Here is a 24341-nt window from a genome sequence, read left to right as displayed (position 1 = left end):
AAACAAGATTTTTTTTGAAAACAAATTCTATTAAACTAGAAAAAGAGGTTTTTTTGATACGAACAAGATTTTTTAAAAAAGGGAATAGGTCTTTAGCATCATTTTTCAAGAAAGAAATGATACCAAATATTGTAGTAATAAGACCTAGTATTTCTAAAAAATTCATATGAACAAATATACAGAAAAATCCCAAACCTTAATTTTTTTGTGACGCTTTTGCATTGGTTTTAAGCATTTTGTAAATTTGTTAAAAATAATAAACTATGAGAAAATTAACTTTTGAAGAAGCATTAGAGCTAAAAATTAAAAACTACGAAAAAGTTTCATCTACTTACTTGATTGTGTGTCCATCACCAAAATTTGACATGGCTGGATTTCATGATTTTAAAGAAAATTTAAAGATGAAAAAAATGACAGATGAATCCGCTAAAATATATTCAAATAATGATACGTTTGATGTTTTAGAAATTAAAAAAGAACATTACACATGGTATAGTTAATACATGTATATTTGGTTAAAGTTCATTGATAAAAGTTGTATGAAGATCTACTAGAAAAATTGACTAAACATCTAAAACAAAGGGCTAAATTTAGGTCTACAAAAAAAGAACACAAAACAAAACACTGTTAATCAGCGAGTTAAAAACAATCCCAAAGCCCATGTGGGACCACCTTTAAAGCTTCACTTTTTGTGAAGCTTTTTTTGTTTACACAAAACACATAAACAAGCACTTACATATCATTTGCAAGTGCTTTTTATAAAATTTTTCTTTTACCTCCCCTTTTTAATCAGTACCTTTGCGGCCTTATGATAAAAAAACTCAAAGACAAAAAGAACAAACGAGTATTCAGTTTTAACTTTTTAGTTTTTAGGAATCAATCAGATAAATTCATTCCCCCCTCAAGACAACCATCATTCTTTTAAGCTAAAAAGAGAACTCTCTTCTCCTTTCACTTGAGCATGTACTTTTACAAGTACACTTCCTTTACATTTATCAATATTAATAATGAATTTCACAAAAAAAAGCCTAATCTTGGTTGCTTTTTCTTTTGTTACAGTTATGTTTTCACAAGAAAAGCCTGAGGTTAAAATTGGCGGAGCACTACGATTTAACTATAACCTATCTTCTTGGAAAGATGGTCAAAAAAAACGTGGAGGCGATTTCGGTTTCGACGTCTTCAGAATTAACGCTAAAGCAAAATACAAAGGAATAAAACTTAATGCTGAGTACCGTTTTTATTCTCAAAGTTTTGGAGGAGGTATGCTTAAACAAGGTTGGCTAGGGTATGATTTTAATGAAAAAGACAACATTCAATTAGGATTAACGCAAGTACCTTTTGGTATTACTCAATACAATTCTCATAGCTGGTTTTTTGGTATTAACTATTACCTTGGTTTAGAAGACGATCATGATATGGGTTTAAAATTCACACACAAAGGCAAAAAATGGGAATATGCTTTAGCTTTTTTCAAAAATGCTGAAGAACTTAATTTTGGAAGTAACTCTGATGTTTCCGATAGTCGATACTCATACGATGTTGCTTCTATAGACATTAATGGGGATGGCTCCTTAGACTTAAGGTATAAAGAAACAAACCAATTAAATGGAAAAGTAAATTATCACTTCGGAAATAAAAACACACAACACAAAATAGGTTTTTCTGCACAATATGGTGGTCTCTATAATCTAGACACCGAAGACACCTCTAGCCATCATGCCTTTGCCTTACACTATCAATTAAACGTGAAAAAATTTGATACTAAAGCGCAAGTATCTAAATACAAATACAACACAAAGAATACTACTTATAAAGATCTTATAGCCTTAACTGCTTATGGAGCTCCTTACCTTACTGCAACAGAAGCAACAACATATACTTTAGGCGCTGCATATACTTTCCCTGTAAAATGGAAACCTATTTCTAGCATACAAGTTTATAATGACTTTGGTTATATGGATAAAACAGCTGAGAATTTTGAAGACAGTATTATGAATGTTTTTGGGTTCTTGGTAACAGCTGGTAATGTTTATACTTATATAGACTTTGCAGCAGGAAAAGATCATCCTTGGTTAGGACCTGTATGGACAAATGCTTTAGCCAACGGAACTCCTAATGCTAATTGGGACATGAGGTTTAACATAAATATTGGATATTATTTTTAATAGAACAAAACATTAACACATGAAGAAAGCAAAAAAAATAATTAGAAGTGACGAACGGAAATCAATTTTTGGACTCGATGTTAACGGACCTGTATTCTTCACATCTTCAATTGTAATTATACTTAGTGTAGCTTTAACTTTACTTTTTAAAGAAAGAGCTCAATCATATTTTGATATAACACAAAATTTTATAGCTAACAAAACTGGTTGGCTATTTATCTTGGCGGTAAATATTTTTGTTGCGTTTATGCTTTACTTAGCTTTTAGTAAATACGGAAGCTTACGTATTGGTGGAGCAAAAGCTAAACCAGAGTTCTCAACCACTTCTTGGTTCTCAATGCTCTTTAGTGCTGGTATGGGTATTGGATTACTCTTTTGGAGTATTGCTGAACCTGTTTATCATTTTTCTTCTCCTCCTTTAGCTGACCCTAATACAGCTGCTGCTGCCAAAGAAGCCATGAATGTTACTTTTTTACATTGGGGATTACATGCTTGGGGTATTTACGCTTTGGTGGGGTTATCTTTAGCTTATTTTACGTATTCCAGAGGACTTCCTTTAACAATCCGCTCTGTTTTCTACCCATTTTTAGGAGATAGAATTCATGGTAGAATTGGTGATATTATAGACATTTTTGCTGTTTTAGCTACTGTTTTTGGTTTGGCAACCTCTCTTGGCCTAGGTGTTAAACAAGTTGCCGCTGGTTTAGAGCATGTTTTTGGTTTAGATTCAGGAATTTCGCTACAAATATGGTTAATTGTAGGAATTACATTAATTGCTACCATTTCTGTAATCTCAGGAGTTGACAAAGGTGTTAAATTTTTAAGTGAAATGAATATGCGCATTGCAGTACTTTTATTACTTGCTGTAGTAATTCTAGGGCCTACTATTTTCATTTTAAAGTCATTTGTACAAAATACAGGTAGTTATGCAAATGATTTAATTAGCCTTTCCACATGGGCTGAAGCTTATACTGGAACAGAATGGCAAAACTCATGGACTATTTTTTATTGGGGATGGTGGATTGCTTGGTCTCCTTTCGTAGGTATGTTTATTGCCCGTGTTTCTAAAGGAAGGACTATTAGAGAGTTTATTCTTGGAGTATTGATTGTTCCTACATTGATTACCTTATTTTGGATTACGGCTTTTGGAGCAACCTCGTTACATGAGATTTTAGGTGGAGATACAACTATTGCAGACGGTGTAAATGACAATGTTGCTACCGCTCTTTTTGTCTTCTTAGAAGATTTCCCTTTTTCCATGGCACTAAATATTATCGCTATTGTACTTATTGCTAGTTTCTTTGTTACCTCATCAGATTCTGGTTCTTTAGTGGTAGATAGTTTAACTTCTGGAGGAAAAATTGACGCCCCAGTAGGTCAACGAATATTTTGGGCACTTGCAGAAGGTGCTGTGGCTGCCGTTTTATTATTAGGAGGTGGCTTAAAAGCTCTTCAAACAGCATCTATTGCAACCGGACTTCCTTTTACCTTACTTTTGTTATTAATGTGCTATTCTCTTTTTAAAGGATTAAAAGAAGATTATAAAGAACATCTCAAACGTCTAAACCAAAAAGAAAAGGAAGAATACCAGGAAACTGTGAAAAGATTAATAGATTCGAAAAAACAAAAATCCTAAATTATGAAAATTAAAAATATACTAGTTGCCTTAGATCTTTCCGAACTAGATGTTACACTTATTAAGTATTGTAGCATGCTTGCAAAAAACCATGAAACAGAGAATGTATATTTTATTCATAATGTAAAAAAGTATGAAATAAGCAACTTATTTTCTGAACAGTTAGAAAACATTAGTATTGAAGATATTATTGAAGAGGAGTTAGACAACAGCATCAACAAACATTTTGATGCCGATTGTAATTATGAGTTATTAGTTTCTGACGATGCTTATACAGAGAGCTTAATTAGCTATGTTGCTAATAAATATCATGCTGATTTAATTATTTTAGGTAATAAAAACACTTACAAAGGATCTGGGTCGGTTTCAGGAAAACTATTACGAATGGCAAAATGCAATATTCTTTCTATTCCTAAAGAAGCCAATCTAAATCCAGAAAACCTAATGATTGCAACCGATTTTTCTTCGGCCTCTCTTAAAGCTTTCAACACCGCTTCTTCCATTAACAAAAAGAAAGAACAACCTACATTAAAAGTATTAAATGTTTTTAAAATCCCTCAGTTATTTTTTCCTTACATTAAAATAGATAAAGCTCGCGAAAAAGTGGAAAAACACGTTAGCTTGCAATTTGAGAAACTACTTAATAAAACAAAAGCTTCAAACGTAGAAACAATAAAAGCTTCTGCTGGTGATGACAGTATTCCTGAAAAAATAAGAGCTATTGCAGAAAAAGACAAAACTGATATTTTATTTGTAGCAGATAAAGGGCATAATAACTTCACTTCTCTTTTAGTAGGAAGTGTAACAGAAGAGTTATTTACACAAGATTTACATATTCCTTTATGGGTTGTAAAACACTATATTGCCTCATAAAAAAGGGAGTTGAAAATTCAACTCCCTTTTTTATAATACTATTCAAGTTTATTTTTAAAACATCTACCATTAAAACCCTATGAAATTTTCAGGGTTTTATCTCTAATTCTTTTTTAGAAATTATTAAATTTATTCGGTAAAAATTAACTTAACTATGAAAACTAACAAACTCTTCTTTATTTTAATCCTCATTACTGCTTTTCTTTCTTCTTGTAGTATTCTTAAAACAGCTCCATACGATCAATACTCATTTCAAAAAACTATTGAAATAAAAATAGATACTACTCAACTTATAGACAAAGCTGAAAATCCTTACGAAGAAAACAGTAAAGAAATTGAAAAACTACAAAATGAAATTGCTAAAATTGTTGAATACGAGAAATACAAGCCCAACAACGAGATAACCTATAAAATGTGGTTGTTATTAGCTGACCAAGACAAAAACTTACTTGCTGGTTTTTTAAAACGATGGAAAGAAAAGGATAAGCTTTCTCCTTTTTTTATTACAGAAGCTAAAGGGCAAATAACTGAGGCATTTAATCTGTTACTTGAATACGAAAGCAAAAAAGAACCTGCTACAAAAAACAAATTATTACAACTTCTTTCAAACAATTAATACGCTATGGATTTCGAAAAAATATTACAAGAATTAAAAAAATCACTAATCTCTTTATTTAGTGATAAGTTTAGTGAATTTTCACAAGAATCTAAAAAAGACATTGAACTATTCTTGAATGATTCAAAAGACAAACTAGAAAGATGGACGTCTTTATTAGCACAAGGAAAACTTACCGTAGAAGATTTTGAATGGCTTGTAAAAAGCCAGAAAGACTTATTTCAAATGAAAGCTTTACAAGCCGCAGGTATTTCAAAAATAAGCTTAGGTCATTTTAAAAATAAAGTTCTTAATACTATCGTAAGCACAATAAAAACTTTAATTTTTTAAAACTAGAAAACGATGAATATTTACCCTTTCATCGTTTTTAATTTTTCTTGACGCTCCTCTACTAAAAAATGGGGGGTTTCTTGAAATTTCTTCCAAAGAGATAATAATTTTTTAAAAATTAGCATTTCAGTAGCTCTGTCACCATATTGAATAATTAGATATGATAACAAATTATAACAAGCAGTATACTCCCCACATGCAATAACACTGTTTAACATACCATATGCCTTATCTTTTTTCGTGAACCATAGAGTTGTGCCAAACGATGCGCTTTTATTTGAATTTTTAATAATTGCTTCGCTTATACCTCCTGTATATTTCTTTATTTCCTCCCAACCTCTCTCGTTCTCTGGTCGGGTTGTTTGATTTCCTGAAGCATCTTTACATCGTAGCTCATACACTGTAGATGTAATTATTTTATTTGGAAAAGTACTATAAATCGCATTTGCATGTTGCCTCCTATCATTTTTAAGAAAAACTACACTTGCCATGCGAACCAACGATTTTGCTCTGTTAAGTATATAAAAACCAACTCTTCTTGGCGGTAAATATAACCTTTGATCTACACCTGTTTCATTTTGCATTAATTTAGATAATGAAAAAAACAGAAAGTGAATAAACACCAAAAAAGCTAATATTACAACACTCACTGTGTACCAAACCATCATCTTTTGTACTCCAAAAAACACGGTAACTATCAACATAAACAATAAGGTAAAAGCGCTAGACACATAGGACACATACTTACTAAACCAAGAATCAGAAGCAAATTTAAAACCCTCTCCTGGATATGGTGATGAAACATCACACAAAAAATATAAGTCATGAAGTTCAGGTTTTCCTTCACATTGATTTTGCGCTTCAGACACAAAAACAGAAGCACCTTGATTATCTACAATACCTCCATCCATCAATCCTATTTCCTCTAAATCATTATGCTTCGGAGTAAAATCGTACGGAAAACCTATAGGCTCAAACCCTCCCGGAAATGCTGTAGAAGCAGCTATTACATCTCCTAATTTTATATCATTAATAACTCCTTTATATTTGCTATGTGCTTTTCCATTTCCAAACCTTTTTTGATTTCCTTTTATATTTTGAAACCTAAACTGATGTGTACTATCAAAATCTGTAGCATTAAAAATCACCCTTTCTAAATGCGTTTTTCCTTCGCTAATTGCATCTTGAACCTCTCCCAAAGTTGCATTATTTGTTAGCTTATTATACTCTATAGCAAAAGCATTAATCGGATTTTTTCGCTTGTGCTTATTTTCGGGCTGATTCCAAATTAAAGGCCATCTCAAGTGACTAAGTGCATTACTTGTTAACTCATCCTTTGCTAACCACGCATAATACTCATCAAAAAAAGTTTGAAACTCTTTTCCTTCAATTTGAGATTGTGCATACTTAACTCCGGTAATTGTTCCTCCAGAAACGGTAGAAATTGCTTTTACATTTTCTAGTAAACCTACTTTTTCTAATAAAGACAATGTTCCTAATGAAAAACAAGCAGCTCTATATCCTCCTCCAGAAAAACATAAGGCAATAGACTTAAATAGTTCCATGGTTTTCATGCAATTTTTATAATTTTATCTTATCCTCTTAAAGCATGTAATCTAGCCACATATTTCCCAATCACATCAAATTCTAAATTCACTTTGGTACCTATTTTAAAGTTTTTAAAGGTTGTATGCTCGTAAGTGTATGGAATAATAGCCACGCTAAATTCATCTTTTTTTGAGTTAACCACCGTTAAACTTACACCGTTTATAGTAATTGAACCTTTTTCAATAGTGATATTTGTTCCATCAAAATCATATGAAAGAGTAAAAACTGTACTCCCTTCAGCATCTTCTATATTTTTACAAACCCCTGTTCCATCTACATGTCCCTGTACTATGTGCCCATCTAATCGAGCCCCTAACTTCATTGCTCTTTCAAGGTTTATCTCATCCCCTACCTGCAAATCACCTATATTCGTTTTGTCTAGTGTTTCTTTTATAGCTGTAACTGTATACTCATCCTTATCAATTGCAACAACTGTTAAGCAAACACCATTATGTGCTACACTCTGATCTATTTTTAATTCATTGGTTATTGTACTTCTTATTGTAAGGTGTAAATTCTCTTTTTCACGCTCAATCCCTTTTACAATTCCAAGAGTTTCTATTATTCCGGTAAACATTCTATAAAAATTTAGTTACTTTTGTTAGCATCAAAAATACAACTTTACCTACGAAAGTAAACTATGGATAAAGCAAACAAAATTATTGTCGGAATTTCGGTTGGGGACATCAATGGAATTGGTATCGAAATTATTTTAAAGACATTTGAAGACAAACGAATGCTTGATTTTTGCACTCCAGTTTTATTTGCTTCAAACAAATTGATTTCATATCATAAAAAAACGTTAAGACTTAACACCAGTATTCATGGAATTACTTCTTTAGATAAACTTGTTCATGGTAAAGTTAATTTATTAAACAGTTGGAAAGAAGAGGTTAAGGTAGACTTAGGTAAAACTACTGAAGAAGGCGGTAAATTTGCCTTAAAATCATTACAAGCAGCTGTTGGGGCTTTAAAAAAGAATCAAATAGATCTTATTGTTACAGCTCCTATTAACAAAGAAAATATTCAATCTGAAGAATTTAAGTTCCCAGGGCATACAGAATATCTAGAAGAAAACTTTGATGGAAGAAGTTTAATGATTTTAATGACAAATGAATTACGTATTGGTTTAATAACTGGTCATATTCCTGTTTCTAAAGTTTCTGAAGCCATTACTCCTGAGCTTATAAAATCTAAAGTTGAAATTATGTACAACTCTTTAAAACAAGATTTTAATATTAGCAAACCTAAAATTGCAGTATTAGGGCTAAATCCACATTGTGGTGACAATGGGATAATTGGTACTGAAGATGACGAAATTATTCGCCCTACTATTACTGAAATTAAAGAAACTGGTAAATTAGTTTTTGGCCCGTATGCAGCCGACGGTTTCTTTGGTTCAAAAACCTATGAACAATTTGACGGAGTTTTAGCCATGTATCACGACCAAGGTTTGGCTCCATTCAAAGCTTTATCGTTTGGAAATGGTGTAAATTTCACTGCTGGTTTGAGCAAGGTAAGAACCTCTCCAGACCATGGAACTGGATTTGATATTGCTGGTAAAAATAATGCTAATCCCACATCTTTTAAAGAAGCCTTATTTACCTCATTACAAATATTTAAGAACCGAAAAGAGTATCAAGAACTTACAAAAAACGCATTAAAAGCAAAATAGTTCATTTTTTTTACTCAAAACATAAAAGTAAAAACATTTTTTATATCTTTGCACGCTCAAATTGATAGTTGTAGATGAAAGACTTAAAACAATTCAACATACCTTTTGTAGGTTTAAAAGAAGGAAGTCATTTGTTTGAATATCAAATTGACAAAACGTTCTTTGAAGCATTTCAGTTTGACGAGTTTAACAACGCTAACATAAAAGCTGATGTTACATTTGTTAAAAAAAGCACTTTATTAGAGCTTGCTTTTAACATAAGCGGAACAGTTAATGTTCCTTGTGACATTACTAATGAATTATTTGATTTACCAATCAATGGTAATTTAGATTTAGTTGTTAAGTTTGGACCTGAGTTTAATGATGAACACGATGAAATCTTGATACTTCCACATGAAGCTTATCAAGTAAATGTTTCTCAATATATATATGAGTTAATTGTGTTATCAGTACCGAGCAAAAGAGTACACCCAAATGTTGTTGATGGTACTATGCAATCGGATGCTTTAAGAAAATTAGAGGAATTAAAAATAAACGAAGAAAAAACTGTTGAAGAAACATCAACAGACCCTAGATGGGATAAATTAAAGGATTTACTAACAGATAAATAAGACATAAAATGGCACATCCAAAGAGAAAAATATCTAAAACTAGAAGAGATAAAAGAAGAACTCACTATAAAGCTTCTGTACCTCAAATAGCTGTTGATCCTACAACTGGAGAAGCTCATTTATACCACAGAGCTCACTGGCATGAAGGAAAACTTTATTACAGAGGTCAAGTAGTATTAGAAAGTGCTGCTGCTGAGGCTTAAAAACTAGTTTAAAAAATAAAAAAACCCTCTACTTTGAGGGTTTTTTTATGTTTTTACATCAAAAAATACTCTTTTTGATGTTTTTTTCTATAAAAAAGTGAAATAATTTTCATTACTTTGAAAACTCGTTTTACTACAAAACAAACAACTATGACTAAAATAACTGCAGCTATAACAGCGGTAGGAAAATATATTCCAGAACATGCTCTAACTAATAAGGAGCTAGAAACAATGGTAGACACCAATGATGAGTGGATTACTACGAGAACAGGAATCAAAGAAAGAAGAATTTTAAAAGGCGAAGGTCTTGGAACTTCTTTCATGGCAATAAAAGCAGCAGAAGATTTACTTCAAAAATCAAATACAAACCCTGAAGACATTGACATGGTTATTGTAGCAACTGCTACTCCAGATATGCCTGTAGCTTCAACAGCAGCTTATACAGCTTCTAAAATAGGAGCCGTAAATGCTTTTTCTTATGATTTGCAAGCGGCTTGCTCTAGTTTTTTATACGGTATGTCAACTGCCTCTAGTTATATTGAAAGCGGTAGATATAAAAAAGTATTGTTAATTGGTGCCGATAAAATGTCATCAATTATTGATTATAGCGATAGAGCTACTTGTATCATCTTTGGAGATGGGGCAGGTGCTGTTTTATTTGAACCTAATAACGACGGTTTAGGGTTACAAGATGAGTATTTAAGAAGCGACGGAATTGGTCGAGAATTCTTAAAAATCGATGCAGGTGGCTCAATTTTACCAGCATCAGAAGACACTGTTAAAAACAAGCAACATTTTGTTCATCAAGAAGGAAGAACTGTATTTAAGTTTGCTGTTTCTAACATGGCAGATGTTTCTGAAAAAATGTTAACCAGAAACAACTTAACAAAAGATGACATTCAGTGGTTAGTACCACACCAAGCTAATAAAAGAATCATCGAAGCTACTGCTAATAGAGTAGGCTTAGAAGATGATAAAGTAATGATGAACATTCATAAGTATGGAAATACAACGTCTGCTACTTTACCGTTGTTACTTGCTGACTATGAAAAAGAGTTGAAAAAAGGAGATAATTTAATTTTTGCCGCATTTGGTGGAGGCTTCACATGGGGAGCTATCTATTTAAAATGGGCCTATAACTCATAAACTAAACAACTAAAATTTAGGAAAATGGACATTAAAGAAATTCAAAGTCTTATAAAGTTTGTAGCTAAGTCAGGTGCAAGTGAAGTAAAGCTAGAGATGGAAGATATTAAAATCACCATTAAAACTGGAAGTGACACTCCTGAAACTACTATTATTCAAGCCCCTGCTCCTGCAGCAGCTACACAAATGATGGCTCCTGCACCAGTAGCACAACCAGCTACACCAGCTGCAGCCCCAGTAGCAGCTGAATCTACTGACGACTCAAAATATGTAACTATAAAATCACCTATCATTGGTACTTTCTACAGAAAACCTTCCCCAGATAAACCTAATTTTGCTGAAGTAGGAACAGAAGTAAAAGTTGGTGATACTGTTTGTATCATTGAAGCAATGAAATTATTTAACGAAATTGAATCAGAAGTATCTGGTAAAATCGTTAAAGTATTAGTGGATGATTCTTCTCCAGTAGAATTTGATCAACCATTATTTTTAGTAGACCCATCATAATTTTTGGTTTAGAAGTTTTAAGTTTAGAAGTTTAGCTATGCTAAACTCTTAAACAACTAAACCCAATAAACTCATAAACTAAAAGACATGTTTAAAAAGATATTAATTGCCAATAGAGGCGAAATCGCGCTACGTGTAATTAGAACCTGTAAAGAGATGGGGATAAAAACAGTAGCTGTTTACTCAAAAGCAGATGCTGAAAGTTTACACGTACGATTTGCTGATGAAGCGGTGTGTATTGGACCTGCTCCAAGTAGCGAGTCTTATTTAAAAATGGATCGCATCATAGCAGCTGCAGAGATTACAAATGCTGACGGAATTCACCCAGGATATGGTTTCTTAGCAGAAAACGCTAAATTCTCAAAACTATGTGAAGAGCACGAGATTAAGTTTATCGGAGCTTCTCCTGAGATGATTGATAAAATGGGAGACAAAGCGAATGCTAAAGCTACCATGAAAGCTGCTGGAGTACCTTGTGTACCAGGTAGTGACGGTGTAATTACCACATTTGAAGAATGTGAAAAAGTCGCTGTAGAAACAGGATACCCTGTAATGTTAAAAGCATCTGCTGGTGGTGGTGGTAAAGGTATGCGTGCTGTTTGGAAAGCTGAAGATTTAAAAGATGCTTGGGATTCTGCAAGACAAGAATCTAAAGCTGCTTTCGGAAACGACGATATGTATATGGAGAAGTTAATTGAAGAACCTCGCCATATTGAAATCCAAGTAGTAGGTGATGCTTATGGTAAAGCTTGTCACTTATCTGAAAGAGATTGTTCAGTTCAACGTCGTCACCAAAAATTAACTGAAGAAACTCCTTCTCCATTCATGACAGAAGAATTACGTGATGCTATGGGAGCTGCTGCTGTAAAGGCTGCTGAATATATTAAGTATGAAGGTGCTGGTACAGTTGAGTTCTTAGTAGACAAACACCGTAACTTCTACTTTATGGAAATGAATACTCGTATTCAGGTAGAGCATCCAATTACTGAAGAAGTTGTAGACTATGATTTAATTCGTGAACAAATCTTAGTTGCGGCTGGTGTGCCAATTTCAGGTAAAAACTACAAGCCACAATTACACTCAATTGAATGTAGAATTAATGCAGAAGATCCTTATAACGGATTTAGACCTGCTCCAGGAAAAATAACTTCATATCACGCTCCAGGTGGTCATGGTGTTCGTATCGATACTCACGTATATGCTGGGTACATGATTCCACCAAACTACGATTCAATGATTTCTAAGTTAATTGTTACTGCACAAACTCGTGAAGAAGCGATTAACAAGATGAAACGCGCATTAGATGAGTATGTTATTGAAGGTGTAAAAACAACAATTCCTTTCCACAGACAATTAATGGATCATCCAGATTACGTAGCAGGTAATTATACCACTAAGTTCATGGAAGATTTTGAAATGGAATCATAACATATTTCAACATAGAATAAAAAATCAGTGAGTAACTTCACTGATTTTTTTATTTCATAAATTCGCATAATGAATTTTTTATACAATTTACTTCTTTCTGTAATATCTATATTACTCCCATTAACAGCTTTATTCAATAAAAAAATAAAGTTATTTTATGAAGGGAGAAAAGAAATATTTTCAAGACTAAACAGTATTTCCAAAACTGATAAAGTAATTTGGTTTCATGCTGCTTCTTTAGGAGAGTTTGAACAAGGAAGACCTATTATTGAAGAGTTAAAACAGCTTTATACAGGTTATAAAATAGTTGTTACTTTTTTCTCCCCTTCTGGATATGAGATAAGAAAAAACTATCCATTTGCTGATGTTATTTGCTATTTACCATTAGACACAAAATCGAACGTTAAAAAATTCATCAAAAAAGTACATCCAGATATGGCTATTATGATAAAGTATGAGTTTTGGCCTAACCTTCTTTCAGAATTAAAAAAGCATAATGTTCCTACGATTTTAATTTCAGGAATTTTTAGAAAAAAACAATCCTTTTTTAAATGGTATGGAGGTTTTATGCGTGAAAAACTAACTGTTTTTAATCACTTTTTTGTACAAAACAAAGCTTCTAAAGACTTATTAAATTCTATTAATTTTAATAACGTAACCATTGCTGGTGATACGCGATTTGACCGTGTATACGATATTTTACAACAAAACAACTCTTTAGATTTTATTTCTGAATTTAAAAATAATCATTACACTGTTGTTGCGGGAAGTACTTGGAAAGAAGACGAAGAACTTATTGTAGATTATTTAAATAATCACGCAACTGATGATGAAAAGTTTATTATTGCTCCACATAACATCAATAAAAAACAGATTAAAGAGTTACAAAACTCAATCAATAAAAAAACTGTTCTTTACTCTGAAAACCTAAACAAAGAGTTATCAGGATATCAAGTTTTTATAATTGACACTATTGGCTTACTTACCAAAATATATTCATACGCTGATGCTGCCTATGTAGGTGGTGGACTCGCTACTGGTTTACATAATATTTTAGAACCAGCAACATATGGTGTTCCTGTTATTTTTGGTGGTAATAAATACAGTAAGTTTCAAGAAGCAATTGATTTACTAGAAATAGGAGGTGCAAAGACCGTTACAAATACTAATGAATTTTCCAGTAATTTTGCTTTATTACAATCAGACAAAAAACTAAGAGAGCAAATGGGGAAAGTTAACCACAATTATATTTTAAAAAATGTGGGAGCAACAAAAAACATTATCACTTATTTAAAAAACACATTATAATGGATTTTATATTACAACCATGGTCGTGGTATGTATCTGGGCCACTTATCGCCTTTATACTATTTTTATTCTTTTATTTCGGTAAAAATTTTGGAGTATCAACTAATTTAGAAACCATGTGTACCATGGTTGGAGCAGGTAAAGTATCTGATTATTTTAAGAAAGATTGGAAAGAACGTGATTGGGCTATTGTTTTTTTAATTGGTTTAGTAATTGGAGGATATATAGCCATTAACTACCTCTCTGCTACACCAAAAATTGATTTAAACCCAACAACTGTAAATGAATTAGCTAATTTAGGTTTTCAAAATGCAGGAGAAACCTATGTACCTAATGAAATTTTCAGCATTGAAAACATGTTAACCTTAAAAGGTTTTACAATTTTATTAGTTGCTGGAATTTTAATTGGATTTGGAACTCGTTATGCAGGAGGATGTACCTCAGGACATGCCATTACAGGACTAAGTAGTTTTCAATTACCTTCTTTAATTGCAGTAATTGGTTTTTTTATTGGTGGTTTAATAATGACTTGGGCTCTATTCCCTTTAATATTTGGTTAAGATGAAGAATATAAAATTTTTAGTTATTGGTATAGTTTTCGGAATTATTTTATCTAAATCAGAAGCTGTTTCTTGGTATCGAATTTATGAAATGTTTAAATTCCAATCTTTTCACATGTATGGTATTATTGGTTCTGCCGTAGCTATTTCTGCAATACTTATGTATTTCTTTAAAATCGGAAAAATTAAAGATTATTTAGGGAACCAAATTAACATTAGAGAAAAGAAAAAAGGATTTATTAGAACTTTAGTTGGCGGCACTATATTTGGGTTAGGTTGGGCACTAGCAGGCGCTTGTCCTGCTCCTATTTTTGTTTTGATTGGACAAGGAATAATCCCAATGATTATTGTACTCTTAGGAGCTCTTATAGGAGCTTTTATTTATGGTTTATTGAGTAAGAAGTTACCTAATTAATATAAAAAACCTTGGATAATTTAGTCCAAGGTTTTTTTGTTACTTCGTCGTTATATCTATAAGGTATGGTTGTAATGGATATCCTTTATTAGATTGAAATACATCACTAACTAACAACTGTTGCCTTAAGTTTGACTTTAATGAGACTTCATAAACTAATTTAGTTTTATCTTTTGACCACCCCTTGAAACCAGTAAACTGTATTACATTTTCCTTTCCCAAAGGACCAAATTTAAAATTACTAAAATGATTCATGGGTTCAGAAAACTCAATAGTTAGTGTTTTTATAGCTGGGTCTACATCTGTATCATTATTCTTAAATTCTTTTATAGAAACCACATAAGGTCTATGCATTTCATTTTCTTTTCTTATTTCAGAAATTGGTTTATCAAAAAACTTAACTGAATCTACAAATTCAATGATGGTTTCATTATTACCATAATCTAACTCTATAAGATTTTTTATTGCTAAATTTTTATCTTTATCAAAATCTTCATAGTATTTTTCAGCAATTTTATATCCAATGAAATATCCTAAATCTCTCTGATTAAATTTATTTGACATCGAACTCCACAACCAATAAGAATAAGCTTTGTTGAACATTTCTATTTCAAATTGATCTTTAATAGCTTGAGTGTTTTTCTTACCGTATTCTATACCTTCCATACTAGACTTTTCTCCCAAAGCTTTTTCAGCAACAAACTCTGCTACTCCTTCATATAGGCTTGCTACTAATAAACTCTCTGTTGAAAAAGGTTTTTGTTGTGTATGAACAAACTCATGAACTCCTGTAAATTTTACATTATTGATTGGATTTGTTTTTTGAATTTTTTTTACATTATCTAGGCTTTTTTTTAACTCAGAAGTATTAATGTTTTTATCCAACATTTGCATATCTACACCAAAAATCACTAAACTATCTACTGCTGTTCCTCCAGTTCTAAATGCTCCAACAGTAAAGTACACTTTAGCCGGTTTTAAGTCTGGATAAATTTGCTTTAATTTTTGTAGTCCATTGTCTATCTCTAGACTTAAACCTTTACTTTCTAAGGTGTTTTCTCTAATGGAGTGCCAAAATTTCGGGTAATTATTAATATTTTCTAAATACTCTTGAGGAGTGCAGTTTCTAGCTTTAAACATTGCTTTTTGCCCAATAGAAGCTTTGTTTAAAAATTCTTCTTTTAAATATTTTGATTGTAAAACTGAATCTTTGGTAGAAGTTATCTTATCGTACGCTTTCCAATAATTGTCTACATCTTGGGTATAAATTAGCTTTTCTTTTTCTTCTTTTTTACATGCCATTAATACCAAAAATAGCATAGCAATTCCATATATTTTTCTCATAACTTATTTTTAAACTATATCAAATATACTTTTAAAAAAATTAATCTTTTAACAACAACGATTCAAACATCTCTGAGTTAGTATTATCCACCACTTTCCAATTATAAATTTTAGAAAGTTGGTAAATCTTAGATAATTCTTCAAATAAACGTGTTTTAGCATCTTTTTGTAGTTGAGAAACCGTTATTGTTGATTTAATCTTTTCAATAGCTTTAGTGTTGAGCTTGTTTAGTTCTTGCTTAGAAAAAGTATTAAACTGACTTTGCTGCAAATCAAAATACTTAATATCAGGGGAAATTAGAATTTCTTCCTCAGGAATTTTTTTAATAATAATTTGTTTATCAACACTATCTATTTGAATTTCTAATTTCGATAAGTCGTAACCAACCTCAACCTTTGCATTCACAGAAAGCATTGCTTTTTTTTCAAATGTAAGATATCCATAAAAGTATTTTTTAGCATCCGTAAAACTGTACATTTCAGAGAAATTTCCTTCTGAAACTACTAATTTACTTAGGTTTTGGATTCCGTTTAAAACCACCTGAATTTCTTCTTGCTCATACTTTTCTTCCTTCTTTTCATACCAGAATTTTGCAATTAAAAATCCTAGTACAAAAACAGCAAGATATTTTAATAAACGCATGGTTTTCTTTTTCTATAAATATAGGAAAAGTATCTAAAGTACTTTTATGAAGCTTGTTTTGTTTCTTCTTCTTTTGGAAATGCTTGCTTATTAAATAAAAATAGTAAAGCTACTCCAATCGTTATCCAAGAATCTGCACCATTAAAAATAGCATTAAAAAAGGTAAAGTTTTCTCCTTCGTAAATAGGAAAGTATAACATATCTACTACTTTTCCATGAAATAATTCTCCGTAAGGATTATCTGAAAAAAGTGTAGCAACATTATGATAAGAAGAGTCGAAAATTACACCATAAAAAACAGAATCGATGATATTGCCTACTGCTCCTGCTAAAATTAATGCAATAGCGACAATAACAGCGGTATGTGCCTTTCGTTTTATTGTTTGCCATAACCAATACACAATACCTGTAACTGCAACAACTCTAAATAAAGTTAAAAATAACTTCCCTGTTTTCCCTCCAAATTCAAAGCCCCATGCCATACCATTATTCTCGGTAAAATGAATTCTAAACCAATCATTAAAAACAACTACTTCTTCTCCTAGCTGAAAATGTGTTTTGATGTAAATTTTACTAATTTGATCAATTAAAATTGCCAGAATTACGGTAAGTATTGCGATGTGTTTTTTAGACATTTTTTTTATTTAATGGAAACAAAAATAAGAAAACTATTTTTATGTTTTTCTTCTGATTTATAGAAAGAAAAAGACCAATAGACTTTTAGTCATACTGGTCTTAATTTATATTAATAAAAAGAAACTATCCTTTTAACCAAGCTTTTCTTAGTTCTTTTTGCTTTTGTTTTGCATTAGGATCATCTTTTAAACTAGTTCCTTTTGTATATGATTGATTTAAAGTTGTTTTAATAACCACCTCTTTACCATCTCTTTCTAATTTTACTTCAACTTCGTTTCCTGGTTGCCACATAAACATTTTCGTAAAAATTTGATTTGCACTTTCCTTTGTCACAGCCACTCCATCAACTTCTTTGATTGCATCATTAGGTTGTGCTCCATTTTCAGCCCAAAAGCTGTTGTCTTTTACAGCTTCTGTAAATCGGATAGTTTGTGTCGCTTTATCTGGTCTAACAATCATAGCTCCATCATTTTGGATATAATTTGTTTTCACTTTTGATTCATCTAACACTAATCCTGCTTTAGCAAAAAACTCATTATAATTAATTGGTGTACCTCCTACTACGTGTGTGTTTAAAAACGCTCCTATTGATGGATAGGTCATTTCAGTAATTTCTCCAATTAACTTATCATCTTCAAATGGTTTGTTTTTCCCATATTTTAATGACAACTCTTTCATTAATGATAACACACCTCTATTTCCATTACTTTCTTCACGCATTAAAATATCAATACACATACCTATTAAAGCTCCTTTTTGGTAAACATTGTAATACTGAGAAGCATAAGGTTCGTCTAATACATTTTCACTCATTTTAGTAAAACTCATAGCGTCATTCATAGAAGATGCAGTTTTAATTTTACCCATAATTTTACTGTAAAATTCATCTTCTGTTACCAAACCTTGGTTTACTTGAAATAATGTAGCAAAGTATTCTGTAATTCCTTCATACATCCATAAATGTTTAGAGAATGTTGGTTGGTTGTAATCGAAGTAATGTACATCTTCTGAATGTACACTTAACGGAGTTACAATATGAAAAAACTCATGAGATACTACATCTATCATGCTTTTTGCCAACGCTTCATCTGGCATTGCTTCTGGTAATACTACTACTGTTGATGTATGATGTTCTAAAGCTCCAAATCCTTTAGGTGCTTTTTCTGTTCCGTCAGATAAGTATAAATAAATATCATAACGTGCCGTACTATTAATGCTTCCTAAATATGCTTTTTGCGCTTGCATCATTTTTTCCATTACAGCTTTAATTTTTTCAGCTGAGTGTTTTTTGTTTGGAGAATATACACTTAATACAATTTTAATATCACCAACCTTGAACTCTTCTACATCTAATTCTCCATAAAACATAGGGTTATCTGTAATATCAAAATAACGTGGAGCAAAATAGCTCGACGTTAAAGTTGAGCCGTCTTCACTTGTTTTTGTTCCAACTTCTTGTAAAGCGGAAGTTCTTTTAAAATTGGTAGGCGAAACAACATCTAACTTATATTGATTGTTTTTTAAAGAATCAAAATACCCCACAAATCCGTGAAGGTTAAGCACATAATTTGTAGACTCTATATTTGTTCCTGCGGGTGAAAATGGGGTTTCTCCTCCAATTCCCCCTGAAACTTCCATATCAAAAGTATCGTTTACTAAATACGTTACTTTATCTAATTTTTCAGCATTGGTAATTTCCCAAGTATTCGTATCAACTTTTGTTACCTCTAGTTCATTTCCTTCATAATCTAAAGCCTTAAAGCTGTCTACATATTTACCAAAATCACTCACAGAATAGGTTCCTTGGACAACTCTTGGCAATCTATATGTTACTTTTTCAATTGTAAACCTGCCTGGATTAACAGTTACTGGTACTTTATCATTGTCAACTTTTGTTAAATCTAAAGTCGTTACAATGGGGGTTTGAACAGCTAAATCATTTGTTGTTTTTTTAGTAGAATTACAGCTTGTTAATAATAATGCTGAAATGGTTGCTGTGGTTAGTATGCTTTTATTCATTTCTTAGTTTTTAATTAACCATTAGACAAAATGAAACTTCTTTTGTTACGTCTAATTTTTATAATTTTTTGTTAATTACTTTAATTCAATATTAATATTCGCATGAATAGAATTTATAGTAAGTATTTTAGAAACAGGTGTCACTTCTTTAGAAAATGGAGATATTTTTCTTTTTCCATTTATAAGGATTGTTCCGTTGTTAGTTTTTAAACCCAAACCTGTTTGTTTATCAATATTAGCAAAAACATTGCCTTGGAAAAGATCTATATTTGAGTTTCCTTTAACTGTATTTAACTTTATATTTCCTCTTTCTATATAAATATTTACATCTCCTTTATAACTTTTTGAAGTTATTCCGATAGTTTTTCCATGAATGCTTATATGTTTGTTTTTGGGAACTTTTATAACTGCTCTGGCTCTTTCTAGCCTCCTCGTTATATATTTTCGAAAGACTTCGTTTTTTAATGTTGGAATATTTAATTCAAATGCTATTGTAAAGACTTCTCCTTCTTTTTTGAATAGGATATTGTGTGTATGTGGATTTTCATCTAATAAAACTACTTCGAGTTGTCCATCTTTTGAATTTTCAATTACAATATCATCCAAACCGTAAGTAACCACTTCGAGTTCGTTTACTAACATTTTTCTTTTCTGTATTATTTTTTCTTGACAGTAAAGAAACTGGATACTTAGTATAAGTAATAACAATAGATGTTTTTTCATACAAAAAAAGCCTCTAAAAGAGGCTCTATTTATTTTAACTTTAAAAGTTATTGTTTTCGTTTTGCTTCGATACTTAAAGTAGCATGTGGTACTAACTTTAAACGTTCTTTTTGAATTAGCTTACCAGTAACTCTACAAATACCATAGGTTTTATTTTCAATACGAACTAAGGCATTTTTTAAATCGCGAATAAACTTTTCTTGACGAATAGCTAACTGCATATTTGCCTCTTTAGCCATTGTATCAGATCCTTCTTCAAAAGATTTAAATGTTGGCGACGTATCATCGGTTCCGTTATCTGAACCGTTTTTATATGATGCTTGTAGCAACCTTAAATCTTCTTCTGCTTTTTCAATTTTCTTTTGAATGATTTCCTTAAACTCTTGTAAATCACTGTCTGAATATCTTATTTTAACATCATCCATAATGCTATATTTTTTCAATTAACATTCTACTTTTAATGGTATCAAACTCAATTTCTGTACCATTACTTAAAACATCAACAAAAACTAATTCGTTTGTTAATGTTTCTGCTTTAATGTAGTTTTCATTTGCCAATACCGATTCTTTTAAATCATCAGCCTGCAAAATGGTTAATTTTATTTTATCGGTTACTTCTAAACCTGTGTCTTTTCGTGCGTTTTGAATTCTATTAACTAATTCTCTTGCCACACCTTCTTTGCGTAATTCGTCGTTTATTGTAACATCTAAAGCTACAGTTAACCCTTCTGCGTTGGCTACCAACCACCCTTCGATATCTTTCGATGAAATCTCCACATCAGCGGTTCCTAAAGTAATCATTTTATCGTTAATTTCCACAGAAATTTCACCTTCTTTTTCTATTTTAATGATATCTTCTTGTGTAAATCCTTGTATCTTATTAGCTATCAACTTCATTTCCTTACCAAATTTAGGTCCTAATGCTTTAAAATTTGGTTTGATTTGTTTTACTAAAATTCCTGAAGCATCGTCTAATAATTCGATCTCTTTAACGTTTACTTCTGACTTGATTAAGTCTGCAACAGCTAAAATTTCTTCCTTCTGAACTGCATCTAATACAGGAATCATTATTTTTTGTAACGGCTGGCGCACTTTAATTTTCTCTTTAGCCCTTAGAGATAGAACTAATGACGAAATTGTTTGTGCATTTTCCATTTTACGCTCTAACGACTTATCAACTAGATCAGCATTGTATTTTGGAAACTCTGCTATATGTACACTTTCAAAACTTTCTTTTCCTGTAGCATTCACTAAATCTTTATATAAACGATCCATAAAGAAAGGAGCTACTGGAGATCCTAATTTAGCTACCGTTAACATACAGGTGTATAACGTTTGGTATGCAGAGATTTTATCTTGTGCATACTCTCCTTTCCAGAAACGTCTTCTACATAAACGCACATACCAGTTACTTAGGTGATCTTGCACAAAATCGGAAATAGCTCTGGTTGCCTTAGTAGGCTCATATTCAGCATAGAATTTATCTACTTTTTGAACTAGGGTATTTAATTCAGATAAAATCCAACGATCAATCTCTGGTCGTTCATTAATAGCTATTTCAGCTTCACTATACGTAAAGTTGTCAATATTTGCATATAAAGAGAAGAATGAATAGGTGTTATATAAAGTTCCGAAGAACTTACGTTTCACCTCTTCTATTCCTGCTAAGTCAAATTTTAAGTTATCCCATGGATTTGCATTTGAAATCATGTACCAGCGAGTAGCATCTGGACCGAACTCTGACAATGTTGTAAACGGATCTACCGCATTTCCTAAACGCTTTGACATTTTTTGCCCGTTCTTATCTAACACCAATCCGTTAGATACTACATTTTTATAGGCTACAGAGTCAAACACCATTGTTCCTATTGCATGTAAGGTATAAAACCATCCACGAGTTTGATCTACGCCTTCTGCAATAAAGTTTGCAGGGTAACTTTCTTTATCTTCTATTAATTCTTTATTTTCAAACGGATAATGCCACTGTGCATAAGGCATAGAACCAGAATCGAACCAAACATCAATTAAATCACTTTCGCGCTTCATTGGTTTTCCTGATGCCGAAACTAACGTGATTTTATCGACTACATTTTTATGTAAATCGATTTTATCGTAGTTATCTTCAGACATATTTCCTACTTCAAAATCAGCAAAAATATCTTCAGACATTACTCCTGCATCCACTGACTTTTGGATTTCTTCTTTTAATTCAGCTACAGAACCAATACAGATTTGTTCTGTTCCGTCTTCTGTTCGCCAAATAGGTAATGGAATTCCCCAGAAACGAGAACGTGATAAGTTCCAGTCATTCGCATTTTTTAACCAGTTACCAAAACGTCCTTCTCCTGTTGATTTTGGTTTCCAGTTTATCGTTTCATTTAAATCGAACATCTTATCCTTTACATCGGTTACTTTAATGAACCAAGAATCTAACGGATAGTATAAAATTGGTTTATCGGTACGCCAACAATTCGGATAACTGTGCACATATTTTTCAACCTTAAAGGCTTTATTTTCTTCTTTTAATTGAATCGCTAACTCAACATCTACTGATCTTTCAGGAGCTTCTCCATCAGCATAGTACTCGTTCTTCACATATTTACCTGCAAATTCTCCCATTTCTGGACGGAATCTACCTTGTAAGTCTACTAACGGAACTGGGTTCTCATTTTCGTCTAGCACCAACATTGGCGGAACTTCTGGAGTTGCTTGTTTTGCAACTAACGCATCATCAGCTCCAAAGGTAGGTGCTGTGTGTACGATACCAGTACCATCTTCGGTAGTAACAAAATCTCCTGAAATTACCCTAAAAGCATTTTCTGGATTTTGATATGGTAAAGTAAATGGTAATAACTGTTCATATTTGATACCTACTAGGTCCTTTCCTACAAATTCTTTTACAACTGTGTAAGGAATTTGCTTGTCTCCTTCAGCATAGTTTGCCAATTCAGCTACATCTTCAACTTCATTAAACTTCTTCCCTACAAATTGTTTTGATACTAAGTTTTTAGCTAATACCACTTGAATTGGTTCAAAGGTGTATTGATTGAATGTTTTTACTAAAACATACTCAATCTTTGGGCCAACCGTTAATGCTGTATTTGATGGGAGTGTCCATGGAGTTGTTGTCCAAGCTAAAAAATGTACATCTCCTTCAACTTGTAAAAACTCTGGTAACGTTTCTTTGATTGTTTTAAACTGAGCTACTACTGTAGTATCTGTAACATCTTGATACGTTCCTGGTTGATTTAACTCATGCGAGCTTAATCCTGTTCCTGCTTTTGGTGAATACGGTTGAATAGTATATCCTTTATACAATAGATCTTTATCATAGATTTGCTTTAACAACCACCAAACCGATTCCATATATTTTGGTTTATAAGTAATATATGGATCTTCCATATCTACCCAATACCCCATTTTCTGAGTTAAGTCATTCCAAATATCAGTGTAACGCATTACCGCTTTTTTACAAGCTTCATTGTATTCTTCAACCGTAATTTTTGTTCCAATATCTTCTTTGGTGATTCCTAATTCTTTTTCAACCCCTAATTCTACAGGTAAACCGTGTGTATCCCAACCTGCTTTACGCTTAACTTGGTATCCTTTTTGGGTTTTATAACGACAAAAAATATCTTTAATGGCACGTGCCATTACGTGGTGAATTCCTGGCAAACCGTTTGCTGAAGGTGGCCCTTCAAAAAACACAAATGGTTCGTTTCCTTCACGTGTAGTAATACTTTTTTCAAAGATGTTGTTTTCTTCCCAATAGTTTAATATTTCTTCAGCTACTTTTGGTAAATCCAATCCTTTGTATTCAGTAAACTTCTTACTCATTTTGTCGGTTTATTAATTGAATGTGCGAAATTACGTATTTTCTTGTAATTGTTGAATT

Annotated in this window: 24 protein-coding genes; 15 read left to right on the top strand and 9 right to left on the bottom strand. The window is 32.0% G+C overall.

Annotated elements, in window-relative coordinates; genetic code table 11:
- Positions 1-263: 263 nt before the first annotated feature.
- From ABHQ57_RS03890 to ABHQ57_RS03865, 6 genes are all read left to right on the top strand, one after another.
- Positions 264-500, top strand: a complete 237-nt coding sequence (locus tag ABHQ57_RS03890; RefSeq protein WP_167712931.1) for a hypothetical protein — start codon at positions 264-266, stop codon at positions 498-500.
- A gap of 507 nt (positions 501-1007) precedes the next feature.
- The gene (locus tag ABHQ57_RS03885) at positions 1008-2165 is read left to right on the top strand and encodes a hypothetical protein (protein ID WP_167712929.1); all 1158 of its coding nucleotides are present in this window, start codon (positions 1008-1010) and stop codon (positions 2163-2165) included.
- 19 nt (positions 2166-2184) lie between these two features.
- Positions 2185-3801, top strand: a complete 1617-nt coding sequence (locus tag ABHQ57_RS03880) for a BCCT family transporter (protein ID WP_047789956.1) — start codon at positions 2185-2187, stop codon at positions 3799-3801.
- A gap of 3 nt (positions 3802-3804) precedes the next feature.
- Positions 3805-4674 carry a universal stress protein gene (locus ABHQ57_RS03875; RefSeq protein WP_053056727.1) on the top strand — a complete coding sequence of 290 codons (870 nt, stop codon included), beginning with the start codon at positions 3805-3807 and terminating at the stop codon, positions 4672-4674.
- A gap of 154 nt (positions 4675-4828) precedes the next feature.
- A complete protein-coding gene (locus tag ABHQ57_RS03870; RefSeq protein ID WP_167712927.1) occupies positions 4829-5290 on the top strand; it encodes a hypothetical protein in 462 nt (153 codons plus the stop codon).
- Positions 5291-5296: 6 nt separating this feature from the next.
- A complete protein-coding gene (locus ABHQ57_RS03865; RefSeq protein WP_073182128.1) occupies positions 5297-5620 on the top strand; it encodes a hypothetical protein in 324 nt (107 codons plus the stop codon).
- Between the two features lie 20 nt (positions 5621-5640).
- Here the strand turns inward: ABHQ57_RS03865 and ABHQ57_RS03860 are convergent, their stop codons facing one another.
- Positions 5641-7185 carry a patatin-like phospholipase family protein gene (locus tag ABHQ57_RS03860; protein WP_167712925.1) on the bottom strand — a complete coding sequence of 515 codons (1545 nt, stop codon included), beginning with the start codon at positions 7183-7185 and terminating at the stop codon, positions 5641-5643.
- Between the two features lie 29 nt (positions 7186-7214).
- A complete protein-coding gene (locus tag ABHQ57_RS03855; RefSeq protein WP_167712923.1) occupies positions 7215-7805 on the bottom strand; it encodes a riboflavin synthase in 591 nt (196 codons plus the stop codon).
- A 63-nt stretch (positions 7806-7868) separates the two neighbouring features.
- Between ABHQ57_RS03855 and pdxA the strand changes: the two genes are divergently transcribed.
- From pdxA to ABHQ57_RS03810, 9 genes are all read left to right on the top strand, one after another.
- Entirely contained in the window at positions 7869-8903 is a 1035-nt protein-coding gene (gene pdxA, locus ABHQ57_RS03850; RefSeq protein WP_159614312.1) for a 4-hydroxythreonine-4-phosphate dehydrogenase PdxA, read from the top strand.
- A 74-nt stretch (positions 8904-8977) separates the two neighbouring features.
- Positions 8978-9514: a DUF177 domain-containing protein gene (locus ABHQ57_RS03845; protein WP_159493489.1), complete on the top strand. Its 537-nt coding sequence runs from the start codon at positions 8978-8980 to the stop codon at positions 9512-9514.
- Positions 9515-9522: 8 nt separating this feature from the next.
- A complete protein-coding gene (gene rpmF / locus ABHQ57_RS03840; RefSeq protein ID WP_047789948.1) occupies positions 9523-9717 on the top strand; it encodes a 50S ribosomal protein L32 in 195 nt (64 codons plus the stop codon).
- Between the two features lie 150 nt (positions 9718-9867).
- Positions 9868-10863, top strand: a complete 996-nt coding sequence (locus ABHQ57_RS03835; protein WP_047789947.1) for a beta-ketoacyl-ACP synthase III — start codon at positions 9868-9870, stop codon at positions 10861-10863.
- A 24-nt stretch (positions 10864-10887) separates the two neighbouring features.
- Entirely contained in the window at positions 10888-11370 is a 483-nt protein-coding gene (gene accB, locus ABHQ57_RS03830; RefSeq protein ID WP_047789946.1) for an acetyl-CoA carboxylase biotin carboxyl carrier protein, read from the top strand.
- Between the two features lie 87 nt (positions 11371-11457).
- Positions 11458-12798, top strand: a complete 1341-nt coding sequence (gene accC, locus ABHQ57_RS03825) for an acetyl-CoA carboxylase biotin carboxylase subunit (RefSeq protein ID WP_073182137.1) — start codon at positions 11458-11460, stop codon at positions 12796-12798.
- A gap of 69 nt (positions 12799-12867) precedes the next feature.
- The gene (locus tag ABHQ57_RS03820) at positions 12868-14106 is read left to right on the top strand and encodes a 3-deoxy-D-manno-octulosonic acid transferase (RefSeq protein ID WP_167712921.1); all 1239 of its coding nucleotides are present in this window, start codon (positions 12868-12870) and stop codon (positions 14104-14106) included.
- On the top strand, positions 14106-14666 hold the full coding sequence (locus tag ABHQ57_RS03815) for a YeeE/YedE family protein (protein ID WP_231128375.1): 561 nt from the start codon (positions 14106-14108) through the stop codon (positions 14664-14666). Before ABHQ57_RS03820 ends, ABHQ57_RS03815 begins: the two co-directional genes overlap by 1 nt.
- 1 nt (position 14667) lies before the next feature.
- Complete coding sequence (locus ABHQ57_RS03810; protein WP_159614318.1) at positions 14668-15081, top strand: DUF6691 family protein; 414 nt, start codon at positions 14668-14670, stop codon at positions 15079-15081.
- Between the two features lie 39 nt (positions 15082-15120).
- Here ABHQ57_RS03810 and ABHQ57_RS03805 read toward each other — a convergent pair whose 3' ends face one another.
- The 7 genes from ABHQ57_RS03805 to ileS all read right to left on the bottom strand — a co-directional run bounded on the left by ABHQ57_RS03805 (position 15121) and on the right by ileS (position 24283).
- Complete coding sequence (locus ABHQ57_RS03805) at positions 15121-16425, bottom strand: hypothetical protein (RefSeq protein WP_389862379.1); 1305 nt, start codon at positions 16423-16425, stop codon at positions 15121-15123.
- 40 nt (positions 16426-16465) lie between these two features.
- A complete protein-coding gene (locus ABHQ57_RS03800) occupies positions 16466-17068 on the bottom strand; it encodes a DUF4230 domain-containing protein (RefSeq protein WP_281980035.1) in 603 nt (200 codons plus the stop codon).
- Between the two features lie 44 nt (positions 17069-17112).
- On the bottom strand, positions 17113-17703 hold the full coding sequence (locus tag ABHQ57_RS03795) for a lipoprotein signal peptidase (RefSeq protein ID WP_047789939.1): 591 nt from the start codon (positions 17701-17703) through the stop codon (positions 17113-17115).
- A gap of 124 nt (positions 17704-17827) precedes the next feature.
- Positions 17828-19723: a peptidase M61 gene (locus ABHQ57_RS03790; RefSeq protein WP_389862375.1), complete on the bottom strand. Its 1896-nt coding sequence runs from the start codon at positions 19721-19723 to the stop codon at positions 17828-17830.
- Positions 19724-19798: 75 nt separating this feature from the next.
- The gene (locus ABHQ57_RS03785; protein ID WP_389862372.1) at positions 19799-20446 is read right to left on the bottom strand and encodes a hypothetical protein; all 648 of its coding nucleotides are present in this window, start codon (positions 20444-20446) and stop codon (positions 19799-19801) included.
- Positions 20447-20493: 47 nt separating this feature from the next.
- A complete protein-coding gene (locus ABHQ57_RS03780; RefSeq protein WP_047790047.1) occupies positions 20494-20871 on the bottom strand; it encodes a TraR/DksA C4-type zinc finger protein in 378 nt (125 codons plus the stop codon).
- A gap of 4 nt (positions 20872-20875) precedes the next feature.
- A complete protein-coding gene (ileS, locus tag ABHQ57_RS03775) occupies positions 20876-24283 on the bottom strand; it encodes an isoleucine--tRNA ligase (RefSeq protein WP_389862369.1) in 3408 nt (1135 codons plus the stop codon).
- Positions 24284-24341: the final 58 nt, after the last annotated feature.

Origin of the sequence: Tenacibaculum sp. ZH5_bin.1 (assembly GCF_042865525.1) — a bacterium.
GTDB lineage: Bacteria > Bacteroidota > Bacteroidia > Flavobacteriales > Flavobacteriaceae > Polaribacter > Polaribacter mesophilus.
Note: the sequence above shows the minus strand (reverse complement) of the source record. Positions and strands in the feature narration are given on the sequence as shown.

What these genes read in the sequence shown, in the direction of transcription:
- ABHQ57_RS03820 (WP_167712921.1), top strand. Translation starts at nt 12,868, where the DNA reads ATGAATTTTTTATACAATTTACTTCTTTCTGTAATATCTATATTACTC.
- accB (WP_047789946.1), top strand. Translation starts at nt 10,888, where the DNA reads ATGGACATTAAAGAAATTCAAAGTCTTATAAAGTTTGTAGCTAAGTCA.
- ABHQ57_RS03880 (WP_047789956.1), top strand. Translation starts at nt 2,185, where the DNA reads ATGAAGAAAGCAAAAAAAATAATTAGAAGTGACGAACGGAAATCAATT.
- ABHQ57_RS03790 (WP_389862375.1), bottom strand. Translation starts at nt 19,723, where the DNA reads ATGAATAAAAGCATACTAACCACAGCAACCATTTCAGCATTATTATTA.
- ABHQ57_RS03870 (WP_167712927.1), top strand. Translation starts at nt 4,829, where the DNA reads ATGAAAACTAACAAACTCTTCTTTATTTTAATCCTCATTACTGCTTTT.
- ABHQ57_RS03785 (WP_389862372.1), bottom strand. Translation starts at nt 20,446, where the DNA reads ATGAAAAAACATCTATTGTTATTACTTATACTAAGTATCCAGTTTCTT.
- ABHQ57_RS03865 (WP_073182128.1), top strand. Translation starts at nt 5,297, where the DNA reads ATGGATTTCGAAAAAATATTACAAGAATTAAAAAAATCACTAATCTCT.
- rpmF (WP_047789948.1), top strand. Translation starts at nt 9,523, where the DNA reads ATGGCACATCCAAAGAGAAAAATATCTAAAACTAGAAGAGATAAAAGA.
- accC (WP_073182137.1), top strand. Translation starts at nt 11,458, where the DNA reads ATGTTTAAAAAGATATTAATTGCCAATAGAGGCGAAATCGCGCTACGT.
- ABHQ57_RS03860 (WP_167712925.1), bottom strand. Translation starts at nt 7,185, where the DNA reads ATGGAACTATTTAAGTCTATTGCCTTATGTTTTTCTGGAGGAGGATAT.
- ABHQ57_RS03890 (WP_167712931.1), top strand. Translation starts at nt 264, where the DNA reads ATGAGAAAATTAACTTTTGAAGAAGCATTAGAGCTAAAAATTAAAAAC.
- ABHQ57_RS03815 (WP_231128375.1), top strand. Translation starts at nt 14,106, where the DNA reads ATGGATTTTATATTACAACCATGGTCGTGGTATGTATCTGGGCCACTT.
- ABHQ57_RS03855 (WP_167712923.1), bottom strand. Translation starts at nt 7,805, where the DNA reads ATGTTTACCGGAATAATAGAAACTCTTGGAATTGTAAAAGGGATTGAG.
- ABHQ57_RS03795 (WP_047789939.1), bottom strand. Translation starts at nt 17,703, where the DNA reads ATGTCTAAAAAACACATCGCAATACTTACCGTAATTCTGGCAATTTTA.
- ileS (WP_389862369.1), bottom strand. Translation starts at nt 24,283, where the DNA reads ATGAGTAAGAAGTTTACTGAATACAAAGGATTGGATTTACCAAAAGTA.
- ABHQ57_RS03875 (WP_053056727.1), top strand. Translation starts at nt 3,805, where the DNA reads ATGAAAATTAAAAATATACTAGTTGCCTTAGATCTTTCCGAACTAGAT.
- ABHQ57_RS03805 (WP_389862379.1), bottom strand. Translation starts at nt 16,425, where the DNA reads ATGAGAAAAATATATGGAATTGCTATGCTATTTTTGGTATTAATGGCA.
- ABHQ57_RS03885 (WP_167712929.1), top strand. Translation starts at nt 1,008, where the DNA reads ATGAATTTCACAAAAAAAAGCCTAATCTTGGTTGCTTTTTCTTTTGTT.
- pdxA (WP_159614312.1), top strand. Translation starts at nt 7,869, where the DNA reads ATGGATAAAGCAAACAAAATTATTGTCGGAATTTCGGTTGGGGACATC.
- ABHQ57_RS03800 (WP_281980035.1), bottom strand. Translation starts at nt 17,068, where the DNA reads ATGCGTTTATTAAAATATCTTGCTGTTTTTGTACTAGGATTTTTAATT.
- ABHQ57_RS03835 (WP_047789947.1), top strand. Translation starts at nt 9,868, where the DNA reads ATGACTAAAATAACTGCAGCTATAACAGCGGTAGGAAAATATATTCCA.
- ABHQ57_RS03780 (WP_047790047.1), bottom strand. Translation starts at nt 20,871, where the DNA reads ATGGATGATGTTAAAATAAGATATTCAGACAGTGATTTACAAGAGTTT.
- ABHQ57_RS03845 (WP_159493489.1), top strand. Translation starts at nt 8,978, where the DNA reads ATGAAAGACTTAAAACAATTCAACATACCTTTTGTAGGTTTAAAAGAA.
- ABHQ57_RS03810 (WP_159614318.1), top strand. Translation starts at nt 14,668, where the DNA reads ATGAAGAATATAAAATTTTTAGTTATTGGTATAGTTTTCGGAATTATT.